The organism is Amycolatopsis sp. GA6-003 (assembly GCF_046267895.1).
Taxonomy (GTDB): Bacteria; Actinomycetota; Actinomycetes; order Mycobacteriales; family Pseudonocardiaceae; genus Amycolatopsis.
In genome coordinates this window covers 3986400-4004653 of sequence record NZ_CP176499.1, presented here as the reverse complement: position 1 = coordinate 4004653, position 18254 = coordinate 3986400, and the positions used below count along the sequence as shown (strand labels likewise).

The 18254-nt window shown below is 70.0% G+C and carries 15 protein-coding genes; 12 read left to right on the top strand and 3 right to left on the bottom strand.

Features of this window, described 5'->3' with window-relative positions:
• The first annotated feature begins 21 nt into the window (after nt 1–21).
• The 12 genes from F9C12_RS17570 to F9C12_RS17515 all read left to right on the top strand — a co-directional run bounded on the left by F9C12_RS17570 (nt 22) and on the right by F9C12_RS17515 (nt 15744).
• Nucleotides 22–678: a hypothetical protein gene (locus tag F9C12_RS17570; RefSeq protein ID WP_409183054.1), complete on the top strand. Its 657-nt coding sequence runs from the start codon at nt 22–24 to the stop codon at nt 676–678.
• A gap of 10 nt (nt 679–688) precedes the next feature.
• Complete coding sequence (locus tag F9C12_RS17565) at nt 689–1003, top strand: LysM peptidoglycan-binding domain-containing protein (RefSeq protein ID WP_409183053.1); 315 nt, start codon at nt 689–691, stop codon at nt 1001–1003.
• Nucleotides 996–2117, top strand: coding sequence for a hypothetical protein (locus tag F9C12_RS17560; protein ID WP_409183052.1), 1122 nt, complete (start codon nt 996–998; stop codon nt 2115–2117). The genes F9C12_RS17565 and F9C12_RS17560 overlap by 8 nt, the downstream gene beginning before the upstream one ends.
• Nucleotides 2114–2650, top strand: coding sequence for a phage baseplate assembly protein V (locus F9C12_RS17555; protein WP_409466615.1), 537 nt, complete (start codon nt 2114–2116; stop codon nt 2648–2650). Before F9C12_RS17560 ends, F9C12_RS17555 begins: the two co-directional genes overlap by 4 nt.
• Nucleotides 2651–2661: 11 nt before the next feature.
• Nucleotides 2662–2988, top strand: coding sequence for a hypothetical protein (locus F9C12_RS17550; protein ID WP_409183050.1), 327 nt, complete (start codon nt 2662–2664; stop codon nt 2986–2988).
• Between the two features lie 5 nt (nt 2989–2993).
• Entirely contained in the window at nt 2994–3353 is a 360-nt protein-coding gene (locus F9C12_RS17545) for a GPW/gp25 family protein (protein WP_409183049.1), read from the top strand.
• Nucleotides 3350–6100, top strand: a complete 2751-nt coding sequence (locus F9C12_RS17540) for a putative baseplate assembly protein (RefSeq protein WP_409466614.1) — start codon at nt 3350–3352, stop codon at nt 6098–6100. The genes F9C12_RS17545 and F9C12_RS17540 overlap by 4 nt, the downstream gene beginning before the upstream one ends.
• Nucleotides 6097–9345 (top strand): putative baseplate assembly protein, encoded by a 3249-nt coding sequence (locus F9C12_RS17535; RefSeq protein WP_409466613.1) that lies wholly within the window; start codon nt 6097–6099, stop codon nt 9343–9345. The genes F9C12_RS17540 and F9C12_RS17535 overlap by 4 nt, the downstream gene beginning before the upstream one ends.
• A complete protein-coding gene (locus tag F9C12_RS17530) occupies nt 9342–11468 on the top strand; it encodes a hypothetical protein (RefSeq protein ID WP_409466612.1) in 2127 nt (708 codons plus the stop codon). The genes F9C12_RS17535 and F9C12_RS17530 overlap by 4 nt, the downstream gene beginning before the upstream one ends.
• Before the next feature lie 9 nt (nt 11469–11477).
• Nucleotides 11478–13682 carry a DUF6519 domain-containing protein gene (locus tag F9C12_RS17525; RefSeq protein WP_409466611.1) on the top strand — a complete coding sequence of 735 codons (2205 nt, stop codon included), beginning with the start codon at nt 11478–11480 and terminating at the stop codon, nt 13680–13682.
• The gene (locus F9C12_RS17520; RefSeq protein WP_409183044.1) at nt 13669–14595 is read left to right on the top strand and encodes a glycoside hydrolase domain-containing protein; all 927 of its coding nucleotides are present in this window, start codon (nt 13669–13671) and stop codon (nt 14593–14595) included. Before F9C12_RS17525 ends, F9C12_RS17520 begins: the two co-directional genes overlap by 14 nt.
• 273 nt (nt 14596–14868) lie before the next feature.
• Nucleotides 14869–15744 carry a hypothetical protein gene (locus F9C12_RS17515; protein ID WP_409466610.1) on the top strand — a complete coding sequence of 292 codons (876 nt, stop codon included), beginning with the start codon at nt 14869–14871 and terminating at the stop codon, nt 15742–15744.
• 53 nt (nt 15745–15797) lie between these two features.
• Here the strand turns inward: F9C12_RS17515 and F9C12_RS17510 are convergent, their stop codons facing one another.
• From F9C12_RS17510 to F9C12_RS17500, 3 genes are read right to left on the bottom strand one after another with little or no spacing between them, the layout of a single operon-like run.
• On the bottom strand, nt 15798–16643 hold the full coding sequence (locus tag F9C12_RS17510; protein WP_409466609.1) for a hypothetical protein: 846 nt from the start codon (nt 16641–16643) through the stop codon (nt 15798–15800).
• Nucleotides 16643–17848, bottom strand: coding sequence for an RNA polymerase sigma factor (locus F9C12_RS17505; RefSeq protein WP_409466608.1), 1206 nt, complete (start codon nt 17846–17848; stop codon nt 16643–16645). The genes F9C12_RS17510 and F9C12_RS17505 overlap by 1 nt, the downstream gene beginning before the upstream one ends.
• On the bottom strand, nt 17845–18207 hold the full coding sequence (locus tag F9C12_RS17500) for a YciI family protein (RefSeq protein ID WP_409466607.1): 363 nt from the start codon (nt 18205–18207) through the stop codon (nt 17845–17847). The genes F9C12_RS17505 and F9C12_RS17500 overlap by 4 nt, the downstream gene beginning before the upstream one ends.
• Nucleotides 18208–18254 lie beyond the last annotated feature (47 nt).

Genomic DNA, 18254 nt, shown 5'->3' with positions numbered 1-18254 from the left:
TCGCTGGGGAGGACTACGACGATGACCACCTTTCCGCAGAGCCTGAATCCCGTCCGGGGCGGGTTCGTGCTGGTGGATCCGGACAGCGGGCGGGCGTCTAAGACGATTCCGTTCCAGTACAACCCGGACACGCTCACACGCACGCTGCAGGTGCAGGGCGTCGGCGGGGAACCGGGCGACCGGCTGGAAGCGTTGCGGCTCAAGGGTCCTTCGCACGAGTCCTACAAGTTCGAGGCCGAGTTCGACGCCACCGCCGCTCCGGACAAGTTTCCCGACGGCTTGTTCCCGGTGCTTTGTGCACTGGAGAAAAGCCTGTCGCCGACGTACGCGCAATTGCTGAATGAAGACCAGCTGGCCGGACAGGGCCAGTTGGAAATCGTGCCGGTGGAGGCCCCGCTGACGGTGCTGGTGCTCGGGCCCAAACGCGTGCTTCCGGTGCGGATCACCGACTTCAGCGTCACCGAGGAAGCGTTCGACGCCGCCCTCAATCCGATCCGGGCCAAGGTCAGCGTCACCGTCCGAGTGCTCACTGTGGACGATCTCGGCTACCCGCATCCCGGCGATCCGGGGGCTCGAGCCAAGGGCGGAACGCTGTACCTGACTTATCTCCAGCAGAAAGAACGATTCGCCGACCGCGTGACCAATCCGGTGACCGACGTCGGCGTGCCGACCGTTTAGGAGGTGCTCGATGTTCTCCGCGACCAGTCGTTACTACGGCCTGCCCACCGCGGTCCGCGACCTTCCGGACGGCCGCTCGGTCCGCTTCGTCCAGCGGAGGTTGCTGCCCCAGCCGGAGCAGCTCGCGCAGATCGGCGAGCGCGTGGTGAAGCCCCGCGACCGGCTCGACCGCATCGCCGGCGAGGTGTTCGGCGACGCCGAGCAGTACTGGCGGATCGCCGACGCGAACCGGGCGATGGACCCGGACGAGCTGACCGCGGAGCCGGGCCGCCGGTTGCGGATCACGCTGCCGCCCGGGATTCCGGCGGGAGGGACCGGTGGGTAAGAGCTTCCAGCTGCACCTGATGATCGGCCGCACCCTCGCCGTGCCGGTGCCGCACGAACTGGTCGACGCGTTGCAGTCCGTGCAGGTCACCTCGGCCGCGGGCGAGCGCAGCGGATTCCAGCTGACCTTCGCGGTGAGCCGGAATTCCCTGCTCGCCCGGACGTTGCTGCCGTCCGGGCTGCTCGATCCGCCCGCGCGGGTCGTGCTCGCGGTGATCGTCGGCGGCTCGGCGGACGTGCTGATGGACGGGGTGATCACCCGGCACGAGATGAGCCCTGGCTCCGGTCCCGGCGAATCGCGGCTCACGGTGACCGGCGAGGACCTCACCGCGCTGATGGAGCTCCGGTACGAGCAGGACATCTTTCCCGGGATGCCGCTGCACGTGCGGGTGCTCAAAATCCTGGCCAAGTACGCGAGGTACGGCATCGTGCCCGCCCCGGTGCCGGTGCTGTTCGGGGAACCGCAGCTGCCGCAGGAGAGGGTGGACGGCCAGTCCGACACCGATCTCGGCTACCTCCGGGGGCTGGCCAAGGACGCGGGGTACGCCTTCTACCTGATCCCCGGGCCGGTGCCGGGCGCGAGCGTCGCGTACTGGGGTCCGGAAGTCCGGGCCGGGGTCGTGCAGCCCGCGCTCACCGTGGATTCCGGGACCGCGACCAATGTGGAATCCCTGTCGTTCGGCTTCGACGGGATGTCCCGGACGCAGTACACGATCCGGATCGCCGAGCCGAGGACCAAGATCGGCTTCTCGATTCCCGTGCCGAGCGTTTCGTTGCTGCGGCCGCCGCTGGCGGTGCGTCCCGCGGTGGCCTTGAAAGAGGAACCGTTGCTGGACCTGGCCGGACGGCCGACGCCGCAGGTGTTGCTGCGTGCGCTGAGCAAAGCCGCGAAGGGCTCGGACGCGGTGACCGGACAGGGAAAGCTCGACGTGCTCCGGTACGGCCACGTGCTCAAGTCGCGTGCGCTGGTCGGCGTGCGGGGCGCGGGGCTCGCGTACGACGGGCTCTATTACGTCAACCGCGTCACGCACGAGATCAAACGCGGCGAGTACAAGCAGAGTTTCGGCCTGACCAGGGACGGTTTCGTCCCCTTCTCCCAGCAGGTGAGCGCATGACGACCGAAGGAACGCGGTTCGACGGCACCTACGAGGGCATCGTGGTGTCCAATGTAGACCCGCTGGGACTGGACCGGCTGCTCGTGCGGGTCGTCGACGTACTGGGCGACAACGCCATCTGGGCGGCGGCGAGCACCGCGGCTCCGGGCATGAACGTGGTGCCGCTGGTCAATTCCGGGGTGTGGGTCGAGTTCCAGGGCGGCGACATCGGCCGCGCGGTGTGGACCGGCTTCCGGCGCGACGTGCGCGAGGAGGGACCGCCGATCGCGTCCAGCATCGTGCCGGGCGTGCCGCAGGTGGTCATCGGCACGCCGCTGACGCCGTTCGGCCAGCCGCCGCAGAACTACCTGCTGATCACCCAGCAGCCCGGTCCGACCGGCGGGATCCAGTTGCAGATCATGGGGCCGTCCGGGCCGTACGTGAAGCTCAACGAGACCGGGATCGAACTGTCCTGCGGTCCCGGTCTCGCCTCGATCCGGCTCGCCGGGACCTCGGTCGTCATCAACAACGGCACGTTCGTCGTTCCGAACTAGGGGGTGCGGGCGTGCCGGGCTTTCTGCTCCACAGCGGAATGACGATGACCTGTCCGCACGGCGGCGCGGTGACCGCGATCCCGGCGGGTCCGCCGGCGGCGCTGGTGAACGGCATGCCGGTGCTCACCACGAAAGACCAGTTCGTCGTCACCGGGTGCACGCTGACGCCGCCTTGCACGACGGTGCAGTGGACGAACCTTTCGTCCCTGCTGGCGGGCGCGACTCCGGTGCTCACGCAGCTTCCCCCGGCCGGACAGGGCGGCGGCACCTGCCTCGGTTCTCTTTCGCCCGGACCGCCGATCGTGGTTCTCATGCAACAGTTCGTGACGGGAAGGTGACCACTGTGGACATTGATTTCCCGCTCCATTTCGACGAACGCGGCCGCGTCGCCGAAGCGGGGTACGCGAACCACGTGCTCGACCTGATCGAACAGCTGCTCTTCACCACGCCGGGGGAGCGCGTGATGCGTCCGGACTTCGGCTGCGGACTGCTGGACCTGGTGTTCGAGCCGAACAGTCCGGAGCTGGCGGCGGCGGTGCAGGCGTCGGCGGAGGGCGCGTTGCACCGCTGGCTGGGCGACCTGATCACGGTGCAGCACCTGGACGTCACCGCGGAGGAAAGCGCTTTGCGGATCGAGATCGGCTACGTCCTTCTCGCGACCGGCGAACGGCGCGAGGACGTCATCACCGGGAGGGCGGCATGATCGGCTGTGCGGACGAGCGCCGCCGGGCGGACGTACGCTTCGCGGGCGGCAACGGGATCGACTCGGTCAGCGTGAGCGACGACGGCCGTTCGCTCACCGTGGGCTTCTTCGGCAAAGCACCGGAAGACCTGGGGCCGGCCAACTTCCGGATCGACGGCGGACGACGCGTGACCGGGATCGCCGTCGTGGCGGTCGAACTGTGGGCGAGCGACGATCCTGACCTCGCCGACGCGGTGCGGCTGACCGTCGACCGGGCCGGAGATCTGTCCACCTACCGGTTGTCCATTGTGGAGGCCGGGCCGATCGGCAAACCGGGGACGAGGCCGTATCCGGGCTTCGATCCGCGCTATTCCTTTGTGGACTTCACGTTCGGCGGCTGCGGCGACGTCGACTGCGCGCCGGTCGAGAAAAGCACCCCAGCGGCGGACGCGGCGGTTGAGATCGACTATCTCAGCAAGGATTACGCCAGCTTCCGGCAACTGCTGCTGGACCGGTTGAAGCTGACGATGCCGTCCTGGACCGAACGACACGTCCCGGACGTCGGCATCATGCTCACGGAACTGCTCGCCTACGAGGGCGACCGGCTGAGCTACCAGCAAGACGCGGTGGCGACCGAGGCGTACCTCGACACCGCGCGGCTGCGGGTTTCCGTGCGGCGGCACGCCCGGCTGGTCGACTACCTGATGCACGACGGATGTTCCGCGCGGGCCTGGGTGTGCATCGACGCGGCCGAGCAGGTCACGCTCCCGAAGCGGACTTTCCGGTTCAGCACGGTGGACAGCGATTCCCGCGGCGCGGCGGAGGTGTTCGAGCCGGTCCACGACGAGCCGGTCGAACTGCGCCCGGCACGCAACCGGATCAGCCTGTGGACCTGGGGCGACCACGACTGCTGCCTGCCCGCCGGGGCGACCTCGGCCGCCCTCGTGGACAGCGACCGGGCGTTGTGCCTGGTGCCGGGCGACGTGCTGCTCTTCGAAGAACTGATCGGGGTTCCGTCCGGTCTTCCGGCCGACGCCGACCACACGCACCGGCAGGCTGTCCGGCTGATGTCGGTCACCGAGACGACGGACGAGCTGTATCAGCAGAAACTGCTGGAAGTGACGTGGGCCCGGGAGGACGCGCTGACGTTCGCGTTCTGCGTCAACGCCCGCGGTGGGCCGGACTGCGTCGATCTCGAAGTCGGAGTGGCCCGGGGGAACGTGGTGCTGGTCGAGCACGGCCAGCGGATCCGCCCGGAATCCCACGAGGTTCCCGATCCCGCGCCAGAGGAACCGCAGTGTCCGCGCGATTGCGGCTGTGGTTGCGGAGAAACCGAACCGGTACCCGCTTATCCGCCGCTGCCGGTGGTCGTGCAGCCGCAGTTGCGGCACCAGCCGGTCACCCAGAGCGTCCCCTTCCCGGATCCCGCCGGCGTCGCGGCCGCGCAGGCGCAGTGGCTGGTCGGGCTCCCCGGCCGGATCCGCGCTCGGCTGACCAAGCTGTGGCGAAGTGAACTGTCCGAAAAGGACATTGAATTCGTCACCGTGCTTTTCGGGGCCAAGCTGGTGAAGAAGCTCGGCCTTCGAGACCACCCCCGACGCGCGCTCCGGTATCTGCTGGCGTGTTTCGACGACTTGCTGGAAACGAAGCTGGAGCGGCTGAAAGACCTCATCCGCCAGGCCCGCGCGGGCTACGTGCTCACCGCGGCGAACGAGGGGTGGGAGATCGGCCAGAGCTGGGGCGCGGCGGAAGGGGACAAGCTGGACGAACACCGTGCGGCGTTCCGCGGTCCGGCAAGTCTCGCCACGCGACCGGATCCGCGATTGGCGCTGCCGGCGGTCACCGTCACCGACCGAAACCACGAGGTTTGGCTGCCGCGACGGGATCTGCTCGACAGCGGCCCGGCCGACCGGCACTTCGTCGGCGAGGTCACCGACACCGGCGCGACCGTGCTGCGGTTCGGCGACGGCCGCAACGGCGCGAAGTTTCCGTTGGGCGGTCAGCTCAGCGCGGCGCTGCGGGTGGGAACCGGGCTGGCGGGGAACGTCGGCCGCGAAGCGATCAGCAGCATCGTCTTCGACCACGTCGACGTGCCCGGCATCCGAAGCGTGCGCAATCCGTTGCCTGCCGTGGGCGGGGTCGATCCCGAACCGGTGTCCGAGGTCCGCCTGCGGGCCCCGCAGGAGGTTCGCCGCCGGCTGCTGCGCGCCATCACCGCGGACGACTACGCGACGCTGGCCGGTGCTTCCCCGGGCATCCAGCGGGCTGCGGGCGATTTGCGGTGGACCGGTAGCTGGTACGAGGCGCAGGTCGCGATCGATCCGCTCGGCCAAGAGGTCGCGCCGAGCTGGCTGCTCGACGAAACCCGCGCCGCGCTGTTCCGCTACCGCCGGATCGTGCACGACCTTTCGGTGTTCAGCGCGACCCTCGTCCCGCTCGAGCTGACCCTGCGCGTCGAGGTGCTGCCCGACCACCTCGCCGGGCACGTGCGCACGGCACTGCGGCGCGCGCTCGGCGCGTTCTTCCAGCCGGATCGCCTCACCTTCGGCACCCCGGTCCGGGTCGGCCAGCTCGTCGCGGCCGCGGCGGCGGTACCCGGCGTCCGGCACGCCGAGGTGACCCGGCTGGAGCGGCTGTTCGGCCCGCCCGGCACCGCACTCGCCACCGGCGTCCTCCCGATCGGGCCGCTCGAGGTGGCGCAACTCGACGACGACCCGGCCCGGCCCGAGAACGGGCGGCTCACCCTCGACCTGGCAGGCGGACGATGAACTGCGGCACGGGACAAGGCCCGACGACCCCGGCGACGACCTACCAGCGACCCGGTTTGCCCGCGCTGTCGCGGCGGATCGGCACGTACGCGCGGTTCCGCCAGTCGATGCTGGCGCGGCTGGCGAGCCGGGAGGCGCTGGCTCCGCTCACCACGCGGGACCCGGACGATCCGGCGATCGCGCTGCTGGACTGCTGGGCCGTCGTCGGCGACGTGCTGACCTTCTACCAGGAGCGGATCGCCAATGAAGGCTATCTGCGCACCGCCACCGAACCCGAATCGCTCCTCCACCTCGGGGCTCTCGTCGGCTACACCCCGCGGCCCGCGCTGTCCGCGACGACTTACCTGGCGTACACGCTGGATCCCGGTGCGCGGACGGTGATTCCGGCGGGTACCCAGGCGAAAAGCGTGCCCGCGCAGGGCCAGTTGCCGCAGACCTTCGAGACCGCGGCGGAACTCCAGGCCCGCGAGGAATGGAACGCGCTGCAGGTGGCCACCGCCGAGCCGGTGGACGTCACCGCCGTAACCGCCCGGCAGATCCCCCGGCTCGGGATCCAAGGCACCACCGCGGCGCTCAAGCCGGGAGACCGGTTGCTGCTGCTGTTCGGCGCCTTCGCCCCGGCCGTCCGGGTGGTCGCCGAGGCGACGCCGGATTTCCCGGCCAACCGGACCACCGTCAAGCTGGTCACCTCGGGCATCGTGCTCGATGACCTCAACCAGACGATCCGCGACCTCGTCGAGGAGATCGCCACCGCGGTGCGGCTCCAGCCTCCGCCTTCGCCGTGGGTCGACCCCACGGGCACCGCGTTGACCACCGCCAAGACCTATTTGGAGAGTCTCGGCACCTCGGCCACCGCGAACCTGGTCCTGGCCCGCACGGTCTACCAGTTCAGCGCCGAACTGGCGGAACTGGCCGCGCTCGCCCGGGCGCACGCGAACTGCGCGATCCAGGACTGGTTCCGCGATTTCGTCGGACCGGTCTCGGACACGGCAGACGCGCTGCTGAAGCTCTGCACCGCGGCGTTGCGCGAAAGCGATCCGGAGCTGCGCTACCTGACCGAGTTCGGCAGAGAATTGTTCTGCACGTCGCCGGGATACCGCTTCGACGGCTGCGGCTGCGGCTGCGGTTACGGCACCGATTGCGACCGTGCGGCGGCACTGCTCGGGCTCACCCCGGTGCTGCCGTGGCTGCGGCGAGAGCCGTCCCGGCCGCCACGCAAGGCAATCGACCTTCCGTCCACAGTGGACCAGCTGTTCCACCCCAGTTCCGACGTGCACCCGAAACTGCTCATCGCGGCCGATCCCCGGCTGGGTGCGAATCTGCACCACGCGTGGGCGAACGAACAGATCGCACCGCCGCCGGAGCTGTCCGGCGTACAAGTGCTGCGGACCCGGGCGGTCGTCCTGGACCGGCCTGCCGAAGCGATCGCGGACGCGGCGGGCACCACGACCATGTGGCTGGACGCGGTGTACGACGGCATCACCCGGGGCAGCTGGGTCGTGCTGGAATCGGCGAACGGCGAGCAGTCCTCGGCGCGGGTGACGGCGGTGGAGCTGGCGACGGTCAAGGTCACGGTCCCGAACCAGTCCGCACCGATCGGGACCAAGCAGTTCACCAAGATCACCGTCGACCGGGTCGTCTTCCCGGTTCCGGCGGCGGGCACGGTCGTCTGGGCGAACGGCGAAGCGCTCACCGCGATCGGCGACCCGATCACCAAGGACGTGCGGGGCGACGAGATCGAACTGGCCCGGGTCTACGACGGGCTCCGGCCGGGCCGGTGGCTGGTGGTGGCGGGCGAACGCACCGACGTGCCGCACACCAGCGGGGTCCAGGCCGCCGAGGTGACGATGGTCGCCGGGATCCGGCAGCGGGTCGAACCGAGCCGGCACGGCAGCCGGGTCCGCACGTTCCTGTCGCTCGCCACGGCGTTGTCCTACCGGTACCGCCGGGACACGGTGACCGTCTACGGCAACGTCGTGGAGGCCGACCAGGGCGAGACGCGCACCGAGGTGCTCGGCAGCGGCGACCCGGGCGTGCCAAATCAGGTTTTCCCGCTGCGCCAGGCCAATGCGGACAACCCGCTGACCTTCCGGCCGTCCGCCAACGCCTCCGGCGCGGAGAGCACGCTCGCCGCTCGCGTGTCCGGCGTGCGCTGGCACGAAACCGAGGGGCTGGTCTGGTCCGGGCCGACGAGTCACGACTACGAGGTGTCGCTCGGCGCGGGCGGGACCCGGACGCTTCGGTTCGGGGACGGCGTCCACGGCGCACGCATCCCCGCCGGCGTGGAGAACGTGACGGCGGTGTACCGGGTCGGCGCGGGCCACGACGGGAATGTCGCGGCCGGGCAGATCAACCAGGCCACCGGCCGTCCGCCGGGCGTGCGCGCGGTGACCAACCCGCTGGCGTCCGGCGGGGGAGCGGACGGCGACGGACCGGCGGACGTCCGCGCGTCGATCCCGCTGCGGATGCTCGCGCTCGACCGGCTGGTGTCCATCCGCGACTACGAGGACTTCACCCGCGCCCGGGCGGGGATCGGGAAAGCCAAGGCGGTCAAGCTTTCCGACGGCGGACGGCGGGTCGTGCACGTGACGGTCGCGGCGACCGGGGACGCGCGGATCGACCCGTCCTCCGGCTCGGTGGTCGCGCTGGAAGCGGCGTTGGCGGGCTTCGGCGACCGCGGCGTCGAGGTGCGGGTCGCGGTGCGGGAACGGGTGCTGCTCGTGCTCCGCGCCGGGATCAAGGTGCTCCCGGACTACACCTGGGAACTGGTGGAACCCGCGGTGCGCGCCGCGTTGCTGGACGAGTTTTCCTTTGCCCGCCGCGAACTCGGCGAACCCGCGTTCCTCAGCGAAGCGTTCGCCGCGATCCAGGCGGTGCCCGGGGTCGACTACGCCGCGATCACCGTGTTCGACGGCATCGCGGGCGACGTCACGCCGATCGAACTGGCCACGATCGCGGGCCGGCTCACCGAGGCGAAGCCGTGCGTCGGGGCGTCCGGGGCGCGGTTCGAGGAGGTTTTCGACGAGGTGGGCTATGTGGACGGGTTCGACACGGACACCTTGACGACGATCGCGCTCCGGCACGGGCTGACCGTGGACGAACTGGTCCGGTTGAACCCGGATCTCGATGCGACGGAGCTTGAGGAGGGGCAGCAGCTGACCGTGGGGCGCGGAATCCGGCCCGCCCGGCTCGCCGTGCTCCCGGCCGGGGTGCCGGAAGCGCTGATGGTGGTGAGGATCCCATGACTCGCAATCCAGACCGCCTCTACGAGCTGATGCCGTCGGTCTACCGGCGGCGCGACGAGGAGAACGCGGGGCCGCTGAAGGCGTTGCTCGGCGTGATCACCGAACAGGCCGACCTGATCGCCGCCGACCTGGACGCGCAATACGCGGACTGGTTCATCGAGACCTGCCAGGACTGGGTCGCGCCCTACCTCGGCGACCTGGTCGGGTACCGGATCCTGCCGGGCGCGGACGAGACGCTCGCGACGGGTTCGGCCGCGGCTCGACGGCTGCTGTCCGCTCTCGCGCCTCGCCGCGATGTCGCGCACACCGTCGGCAACCGGCGGCGCAAAGGCACCTTGGCGTTGCTGGAACAACTCGCCGAAGACGTCGCGGAATGGCCCGCGCGGGCGGTCGAATTCCGGCAGCTGCTGGCGGTTTCGCAGGCGATCCGGCTGCACGGCCGGGACCCGCGGGCGGACCGGCGGCGGCTGACGCGGGGCCAGCTGGCCGACCTGCACGGGGCCGACGCGCTCGACCGGCTCGACGGGCCGTTCGACGAACTGGCGCATTCGATCGACGTCCGGCGGATCACTTCGCATCGCGGGACCGGACGGTACGGGATCCCGGAGATCGGCCTGTACGTATGGCGGCTCAAGCCGTATTCGATCACGCACGGGCCCGCGTACTGCGAGGATCGGGCACGCACCCGATTCACCTTCAGCATTCTCGGCAGCGACACTCCGCTCGTCGTCTCCCCGGTTCGGGAACCGTCGCCGAATCACCTAGCCGACGAAACGAACGTGCCGGTTTTCATTCGCAGGCAAGCTTTCGCCGAGCGACCGGCGGTCTACTATGGACCTGGCAAAAGCCTGTGCGTCTACCTGGGCGACGGGAATCCGGTGCCGCTGGCCGACATCGTGCCCGCGGATCTGTCCGGCTGGCGTTACCGGCCGGCGCACGGGAAGGTCGCGCTCGACCCGGTGCTGGGACGGATCGCTTTCCCGGTCCGGCAAGCCCCGGAAGCCGGAGTGTGGGTCGACTACCACTACGCGTTTTCCGACGACCTCGGCGCCGGGGAATACCCGCGCGCGACGGAACCGCCGGACCACGTTTACCGCGTCGGCCCCGGGCACCACGAATTCGTCATGGAAGCCGTCGAGGAATGGCAGCGGGACAAGGAAACCGACCCGTCGGCGCGCGAGGCGGTCATCGAATTCACCGACAGCGGGGCGTATCAGGAACAAATCAAGCTGACCGTCGACCGCGGCGACTGCCTGACGTTGCGGGCAGCGAGCGGGACGCGTCCGGTGTTGCGGCTGCTGGACTGGAACAGCAACCGTCCGGACGCGTTGCGCATCGTCGGGACCGACCGCGGCGCGAAAGACGATCCGCTGCCCAAGGTCGTCTTCGACGGGCTGCTGATCACCGGGCGCAGCGTGCAGGTGCACGGCCCGGTCGGGCAGTTATCGTTGCGGCACTGCACATTGGTGCCCGGCTGGTCGCTCGACGCACAGTGCTGTCCGGAACACGAGGAAGAGGCGAGCATCGAACTCGCTGACACTCCCGCCTGCCTTTGCGTGGAACGCAGCATCCTCGGCACGATCCTGGTCACCGCCGACGAAGTGCACCGCGAACCCAACCAGATCCGGCTCGCCGACAGCATTCTCGATGCCACCGGACCCGGCCTCGCCGCGCTGTCCGGACCGGACGACGGATGCGCGCACGCGGTGCTCACCGTGCGCCGGTGCACGGTGTTCGGCTCCGTGTTCGCGCACGCGGCCGGGGTGCTCGAAAACTCCATTTTGGACGGTCGAGTGCGGATCGCCCGGCGCCTTGACGGCTGCGTGCGGTTCTGCTGGCTGCCGGAAAGTTCGCGCACGCCGCCGAGATTCCATTGCGAGCCCGAGCATTCCGGCGATCCGGCCCGAGTCGTCCCTCGGTTCACTTCGGTTCGCTACGGCACCCCGGGTTACGCCCAGCTCGCGCGATCCGGGCCGGAGGAAATCAGCCGCGGCGCGGAGGACGGTGCGGAGATGGGCGCCTTCCACGACCTGTTCCAACCGCAACGCGAGGACAGTCTCCGGCTGCGGCTCGCCGAGTACACCCCGGCCGGCACGGACGCCGGCATCCTGTTCGCCACTTAGGAGACCGCCATGCAAGCCGACTTCTCGCGCCGCACCTTCGACTCGCTGAAGCACTTCTCCGCGGTCCTGGCGCAGCAGGGCCGGGTCCAGCTCGACGCGGACGCGAACGAGCAGGCCGCGATCCTGCTGTACCAGCTGCGGACCACGGTGGCCGACCTGCTCGGCCAGTCCGCCGCGCCCGCCGAGGCTCCCGGGTTCCGCATCGACCCCCGCCCGGACCACGCGAAAATCACCGACCTGGGGATCTCGGCCGGGCGGCTGTACGTCGACGGGCTGCTCGTCGAGAACGACCGGCCCACGAGCTACTGGACGCAGCCCGAGGGCTACCTCGACCAGGACGCCGACGACCCGCTGCCCGAAACCGGGCCGTTCGTGGTGTACCTGCGGGTGTGGGAACGGCTGGTCACCGCGCTGCAGGACCCGGCGATCCGCGAGATCGCGCTCGGCGACCCCGGCCCGGACACCGCGGCGCGGGCCAAGGTCGCCTGGCAGGTGGCCTGGTGCGCGGGACAGAGCGGCGAGGATTTCGCGGACTTCCTGCGCTCGCTGAACCCGGAGCCCGGTCTCCTTGCCGCCCAAGCGAAACACCCCGGCGACACCGACGCCTGCCACCTCCCGCCCGAGGCCCGGTTCCGCGGGCAGGAGAATCAGCTGTACCGCGTCGAGGTGCACACCGGCGGACGCGCGTGGACGGATTCCTTGCCCGTCAAGGGATTCAGCCAGACCCTGCACGGCGCGACCTTCAAATGGTCACGGGAGAACGCGTCGGTGGTGTTCCCGGTCGTCTCGGTATCCGGTGCCACGGTGACCCTCGGCACGCTGGGCCGGGACAGCAAACTGGACCTCGACGTCGGCGACTGGGTCGAACTGCTCGACGACGCCTCCGCCACCCGCGTCGCGGACGACGTCCCGGCGGGGAACCGGCCGGAATCGGCGCCGCCGCTGCGGAAAGTCGTCGCGATCGACCCGGCGGACCGGCTGGTCACCCTCGATGACGACCTCGGCGAGCACTGCGGCCCCGGCTCCGATCCGGACCTGCATCCGTTCCTGCGCCGCTGGGACCACCTCGCCCCGGCCGACAGCGAGGACGGCGCGGTGCCGCTGGTCGAGAACACCTGGATCGACCTGGAGGACGGCGTTCAAGTGCGGTTCGAAGCGCCGCCGAGGACGTCGGCGGACGTAGCGGCCGGACAGGGCGGCACCTACCGCCGCGGCGACTACTGGCAGATCCCGGCCCGCACAGTGACCGGGGACGTCGAATGGCCACGCGGCGACGACGGTCCGCGCCCGGTCCCGCCGCACGGCGTCGAGTACCACTACGCGGTGCTGGGCGTGCTCGACGCGAACGGCACGGTGACCCATCCGCCGGACACCTTCGAACCGCTCTTCCGGCAAGGCTCGAACCCGGCCGCGCCCGAGCCACCGGCGGAGAAGCCGAAGCCGGCACCCGAAATCGACGCGCCGCCGGTCGCGCACCCGACCGATTCGGTGGTGTTCGCGGCGGAGAAAGCAGCCGGGGCGACCGCGCCTGCCGAGCCGAAAGCCGTTTCCCCGGCACCGACTCCTCCGACGGGTTCCGCGGGCGCGGGCGGCAACGGTTCGGCCACGGCCGCATCGACCGCGACATCGACGCACTCAGCCGGGGCCGCTGAGCCGGAGCCGACTTCCTCGGTGGTGAGGCACTCGGCTGAGGCCGCTGAGCCGGATCCGACTTCCTCGGTGGTGCGGCACTCGGCTGAGGCCGCCGAGCCGGATCCGACTTCCTCGGTGGTGCGGCACTCGGCCGAGGCCGCTGAGCCGGATCCGACTACCTCGATGGTGCCAACCTCCTCCGCCGTCCCTGAAGCGGACGACACCTCCACTTCACCGACCACCCCCAACTCGCCCGAACCCTCCACCGAGCCGGAGAAACCAGCCATGCCGCAACCGACCACCCCACTCGGCGACCACCTCACCTCCTGGCTGCGCACCGTCGTCCCCGGCCTGTGGTCGGCACTCGTCGCGTGGCTCGTCTCGCTCGGCCTGCCCTCGTCGGTGACCGACGCGGTGGCCGGGCTCGGCAACCAGGTCATCGTCCCGCTCGTGCTGGCCGTCGTGTACGCGCTGCTGCGGCAGCTCGAACCGAAGATGCCGCCGTGGCTCACGAGGGTCCTGCTCGGGTCGAACCGGCCGCCGAGCTACGCCGAAACCGAGGCGGACCATGCGCTGGGCTGACTATTCCGCGGGCACGCCGAGCCCGTCCGCCCTCAAGGCGGCCGGTTTCGGTGGCGTGATCCGCTACGCCGGGCTGGGCCGCGGCAGGAAACGGCTCACCGGAAGCGAGTACCGGACCCTCGTCGGCGGCGGGATCACCGTCGCGCTGGTCATCGAGCTGGGCACCGACGACGCGTGGGGAAACCGCAACGACGACGATTTCGCCCGCGGCGTCGCGTTCGGCCAGGCGGGCCTCGCCGACGCACGCGGGATGGGCGTCCCGGACTCGGTGCTGATGGCCTGCGCCGCCGACAGCCACGCGGCGGCCTATCAACTCGACGACGTCGTCCGGTTCGCGAGCGGATTCGCCAGCGTGGTCGGCCGGGGCCGGGCCGGGTTCTACGGGTTTTCCGAGACGCTGCGCGCGGTCCACGACGCCGGGGTCGTGTCGTGGTACTGGCGCTGCGGTTCCCAGCCCACGGCCGCCGAACGGACCTGGACCCATCTGTGGCAGCGCAACGACGGCAAGGTCGAGGTCGACTCGATCACGTGCGACATTGACGAGCAGTACATCGAGCTTCCCGGCGGCGGCGCCGGGCCCGGCCCCGCCTCCAGCAACGACGAGGAGACTCTGATGCTGATTCCCGCAGCACCGAACGGCGACCACTTCTACATTCCGCTCGCCGGCCGCCCGCCGTACCTGTACCTGTTCTGCGGGTACGGGGACACCATCGAGATCAAGCAGATGGACTTCGTGCGGGCGAGCAAATCCGGCAGCGAGGGCGACTACGTGCCCGGCTCGCAGATCCGGAACTTCACGTTCCTCGCCGACCGGCCCGGCCCGCTGGACCTGCGCAGCGTGGCCGCGGCCGGCGCGGTCGGCATCTCGATCTGGTACCAGGCGAAGCATTCCTTCACCGCGTACGTCGGCTGAGGCCGGTCCGGGAAAGCACGGTGGGCAGGAAGAGCTTCGTCGTGCCGCAAACTCCGCACGGCGGTCGAGCGGTCACCGTCGGTTCCAGGGATCGACCAGGCGTGGCGCGGGTGCCCGACCGGGGTTGCGAGACCGGCCGAGGTCGTGCCCGTGCGGCCCCGGCGGGGGCGACATTGGGGCAACGATGGCTCTGCGCGGCACTTGCGAGCAACGACATTCACTGCTTCGCGTCTTTGGGTTTAGAGATTCGCCAATAGACACGGGGAGCAGGAAATGGGATTCACCGCGCTGAAGTCGATGAAGCTGGTCATGGTCGGCGGGGCGGTCGCCGCGACCGCGTTGCTTTCCGCCTGCAGCGGAAACAATGTCGACGGAAATGGTTCCGCGGCGAAGGGCATTTCCGGCGCGGCCGCGGTAAAGCAGAACCCGCAGGGCGGCTCGGCCGGGGCGGCGGCCGCGTCGAACGGCGATGTCAACTGCAGCGAACTCGGCGGGCAGGTCGGTCCGGCGGGCGGCAAGCAAATGGATCTGATCGCGGTGCAAAGCGCCAACGGAAGCATTCCCGGCTGCACTGAAGCATTCAACGTAATGACGAAGTATTACGAATTGGCCCCGACTCAGGGGGAAGGCCCCGGCCACCGCGTTCTCGGCATCGAAGGGCACTGGGACTGCGCGTTGGGCGCGGAAGAGGAATTCACTCAGGGCGTCGTGAACTGCGGAAAGGACGGCGGTGCCGAGTTCATGATCAAGACCGCTCCGACCCGCGGCGGCGCGGGCCAGTCCGCCGCCCCGACGCGCCGCTTCCCGAACACGACGCAGACTGTCCAGTTCACCGGCTTCGACCGTTCGGTCAACATGGCCCAGTTCCAGCTGGTCACCTGGAAGAAGGGCGGCGCGGACAACGGCCAGTTCGTGCCGAGCGACGCCAAGACCTATCGTCTCCCGGTGAGCAAGACCGCGCAGGTCTTCGGCGCGGCCGAGCTGTGCCCGGGCGGCGAGGTCGCCCTCGACCCGCAGGGCCGCGGCACGAACCCGTGCACCGAGCAGGCGCTGATGGAGGCGCTGACCGGCTCGAACCCGCTGCACGCCGAAATCCACGTCGACCAGAACGACCACATCGACGTCGTTAAGGAGCTTTACCGCCCCTGAGCGGAGAACTGACGCGAACCGGCGGCCAGGAGCGATCCGGCCGCCGGTTCGCGTTACGCGGAAAGCTGGCGTTGTCCCGCATCGAAACTGCGCAACGCGGCGCCCACGGCCGCGGCGACAGTGATCTCGTAAACCTCGTCCTCCTGGTATTTCGTGCTCAACTCGGCGAAATCCGCGTCGGTGAGCCGGTAGGACGCATCGCGGACCTTCGCCGCGAACGGCTGCAACGGCGCGGGCAAGCCGTCCCCGGTGGCCGCCGCCTTGCGCAGCGCCTGGTCGGTCACCGCGGGCGCGGTGAACACGGAATACCGCATGTTCTCCACCGGATCCGCATGCGTGCCAGCCGGACCGCCGGCGAGCAGGAAACCGGGGAACCGATACCCGAACCGGTGCAGCGCACGGGTTCCGCTCTCCAGCTGCCCCTCGCGGAGCACGAAACCGAACGCGTTCGCGAGCCGGTTCACGATGTTCCACACCAGGTTCACCCGCAGCGCTTCGCGAATCGCCGCCGACGGAAGATCCGGCAGCTCGATCTGGTCCGGATTCCGCGTGACGGTCTCCAAGAACGCCCGGATGGTGCGCACTTCCGGCCGCGCCGCCTCCGGTCGCGACGGGTCGATCTCGCCTTGTCCGGCGATCCGGGTCAGCTCCGCGTGCGAGTCGACGCAGAAGGGGCATTCGTGCAGCAACGCCGTGGACATGGCGAGAAACTCGCGTTCCCCGGCCGTCCAGTACGACGGGCCGCGCATCGCCGGAGCGGTGAGATCCAGCAGCGGCCGGGTGAGGAAACCGGGACGGTACAGCAGCATCTTCACGATGTCCGGCGGCTGTTTCGACGTGATCGACAGGAACAGCTTGGCCCGCAGCCGATGTCCGTTGTCGAGAATGGACAGTCTCATCAGGACTCCAAGGTGGCTGAGCGACCGGCGAGAAAACGCCGGTCGGCTGGGTTGACCGCGAGTTCGTGGGCACGCCGGTAGGCGGCCATCGCCTCGCCCGAGCGGCCGAGACGGCGCAGCAGATCGGCACGCGCGGCATGCATCAGGTGATACCGGTCGAGCCCGCCGATCCCGTCGATGAGCGCCAGCCCTTCCTCCGGGCCGGTGGCCATCGCGACCGCGACGGCGTGGTTCAACGCGACGACCGGCGACGGATCCATCTCGGACAACCGCCGATACAGCCCGGCGATCGCCGCCCAGTCGGTGTCCGCCGCGGACCGGGCCTGCGCGTGCTGGACGGCGATCGCGGCCTGCAGCTGATACGGCCCAGGCGTCTCGAAGCGCAGCGCCCGGTCCAGCAGCCCGACCGCTTCGGCGATTTCGTCGTGGTCCCAACGACTTCGGTCCTGGTCTTCGAGCAGCACGACGTCGCCGTCGCGGGTATATCGAGCAGCGGTGCGCGAATCGTGCAGGAGCAGCAGCGAAACCAGGCCGAGCGCCTCCGGTTCGTCCGGCATGAGCGTCGCGATGAGTTTCGCCAGCCGGATCGCTTCCTGCTGCAGTTCGCGATGGTCCGGCGAGGTGTAGCCCTGGGTGAAGATCAAGTACACCACCGCCAGGACCCCGGACAGCCGCTCGGGCAGCAGATGATCGGCCGGCACCGCGAGGCTGATCCCGGCGTCGCGGATCTTGCGTTTGGCCCGCACCAGCCGCTGCGCCAGCGTCGCCTCGCTGACCAGGAACGTCCGCGCGATCTGTGCCGCGGTCAGCCCGGCCACCGCCTGCAGCGTCAACGCGACGCGCGCCTCCTCGGCGAGCGCGGGGTGACAGCAGGTGAAGATCAGGCTGAGCCGTTCGTCGCCGATCGCGAGCAGGCTGTCCTCGGACACCTCCACCGCGACCTCCGGCCGTTCGCCGAGCTGGGCGAGCTTCTCCTGGCCGCGGCGGGCCCGCCGGAGCCGGTCGATCGCGCTGTTGCGGGCGGCGGTCAGCAGCCACGCCACCGGATCGTCCGGCGGCTCGTCGCCCCAGCCGCGCAGGGCGAGCGCGCACGCGTCCTGCAGCGCGTCTTCGGCGAGTTCGAAGTCGCCGAGGACACGGACCAGCGCCGCGAGCATCCGGGCCCGGTGCTCGCGGTAGGCCTCCCGCAGCAACGCCGAGGTCATGCCTGGTGCGACAGCCCGGGCACCCCGGCGACCGGCCGCACCTCGACGGTGCCGACCTCGGCCATCGGGCACAGCGCGGCGAGTTCGAGGGCTTCGTCGAGATCGCGGCAGTCGAGGACGTAGACGCCGCCGAGATGCTCGTGGGTCTCCGGGAACGGCCCGTCGGTGATCAGCGTCTTCCCGTCGCGGACCCTGACCGTGGTCGCGGTGTGCTCGCCCCGCAGCGGATGGCCGGACACGAACACCCCGCGCCGGCGGCATTCGTCGGCGAACGCGTTCACCCTGGCCAGCGCGTCCGGGAAGGCCGGATCGCCGGGTTCGGGACGGTCGCAGTCGTAGATCGCCAGCAGGTAGAGCATCTGTCCTCCGAGGGCCGGTCCGGCGTCGTCGCAATGGAAGACGAACG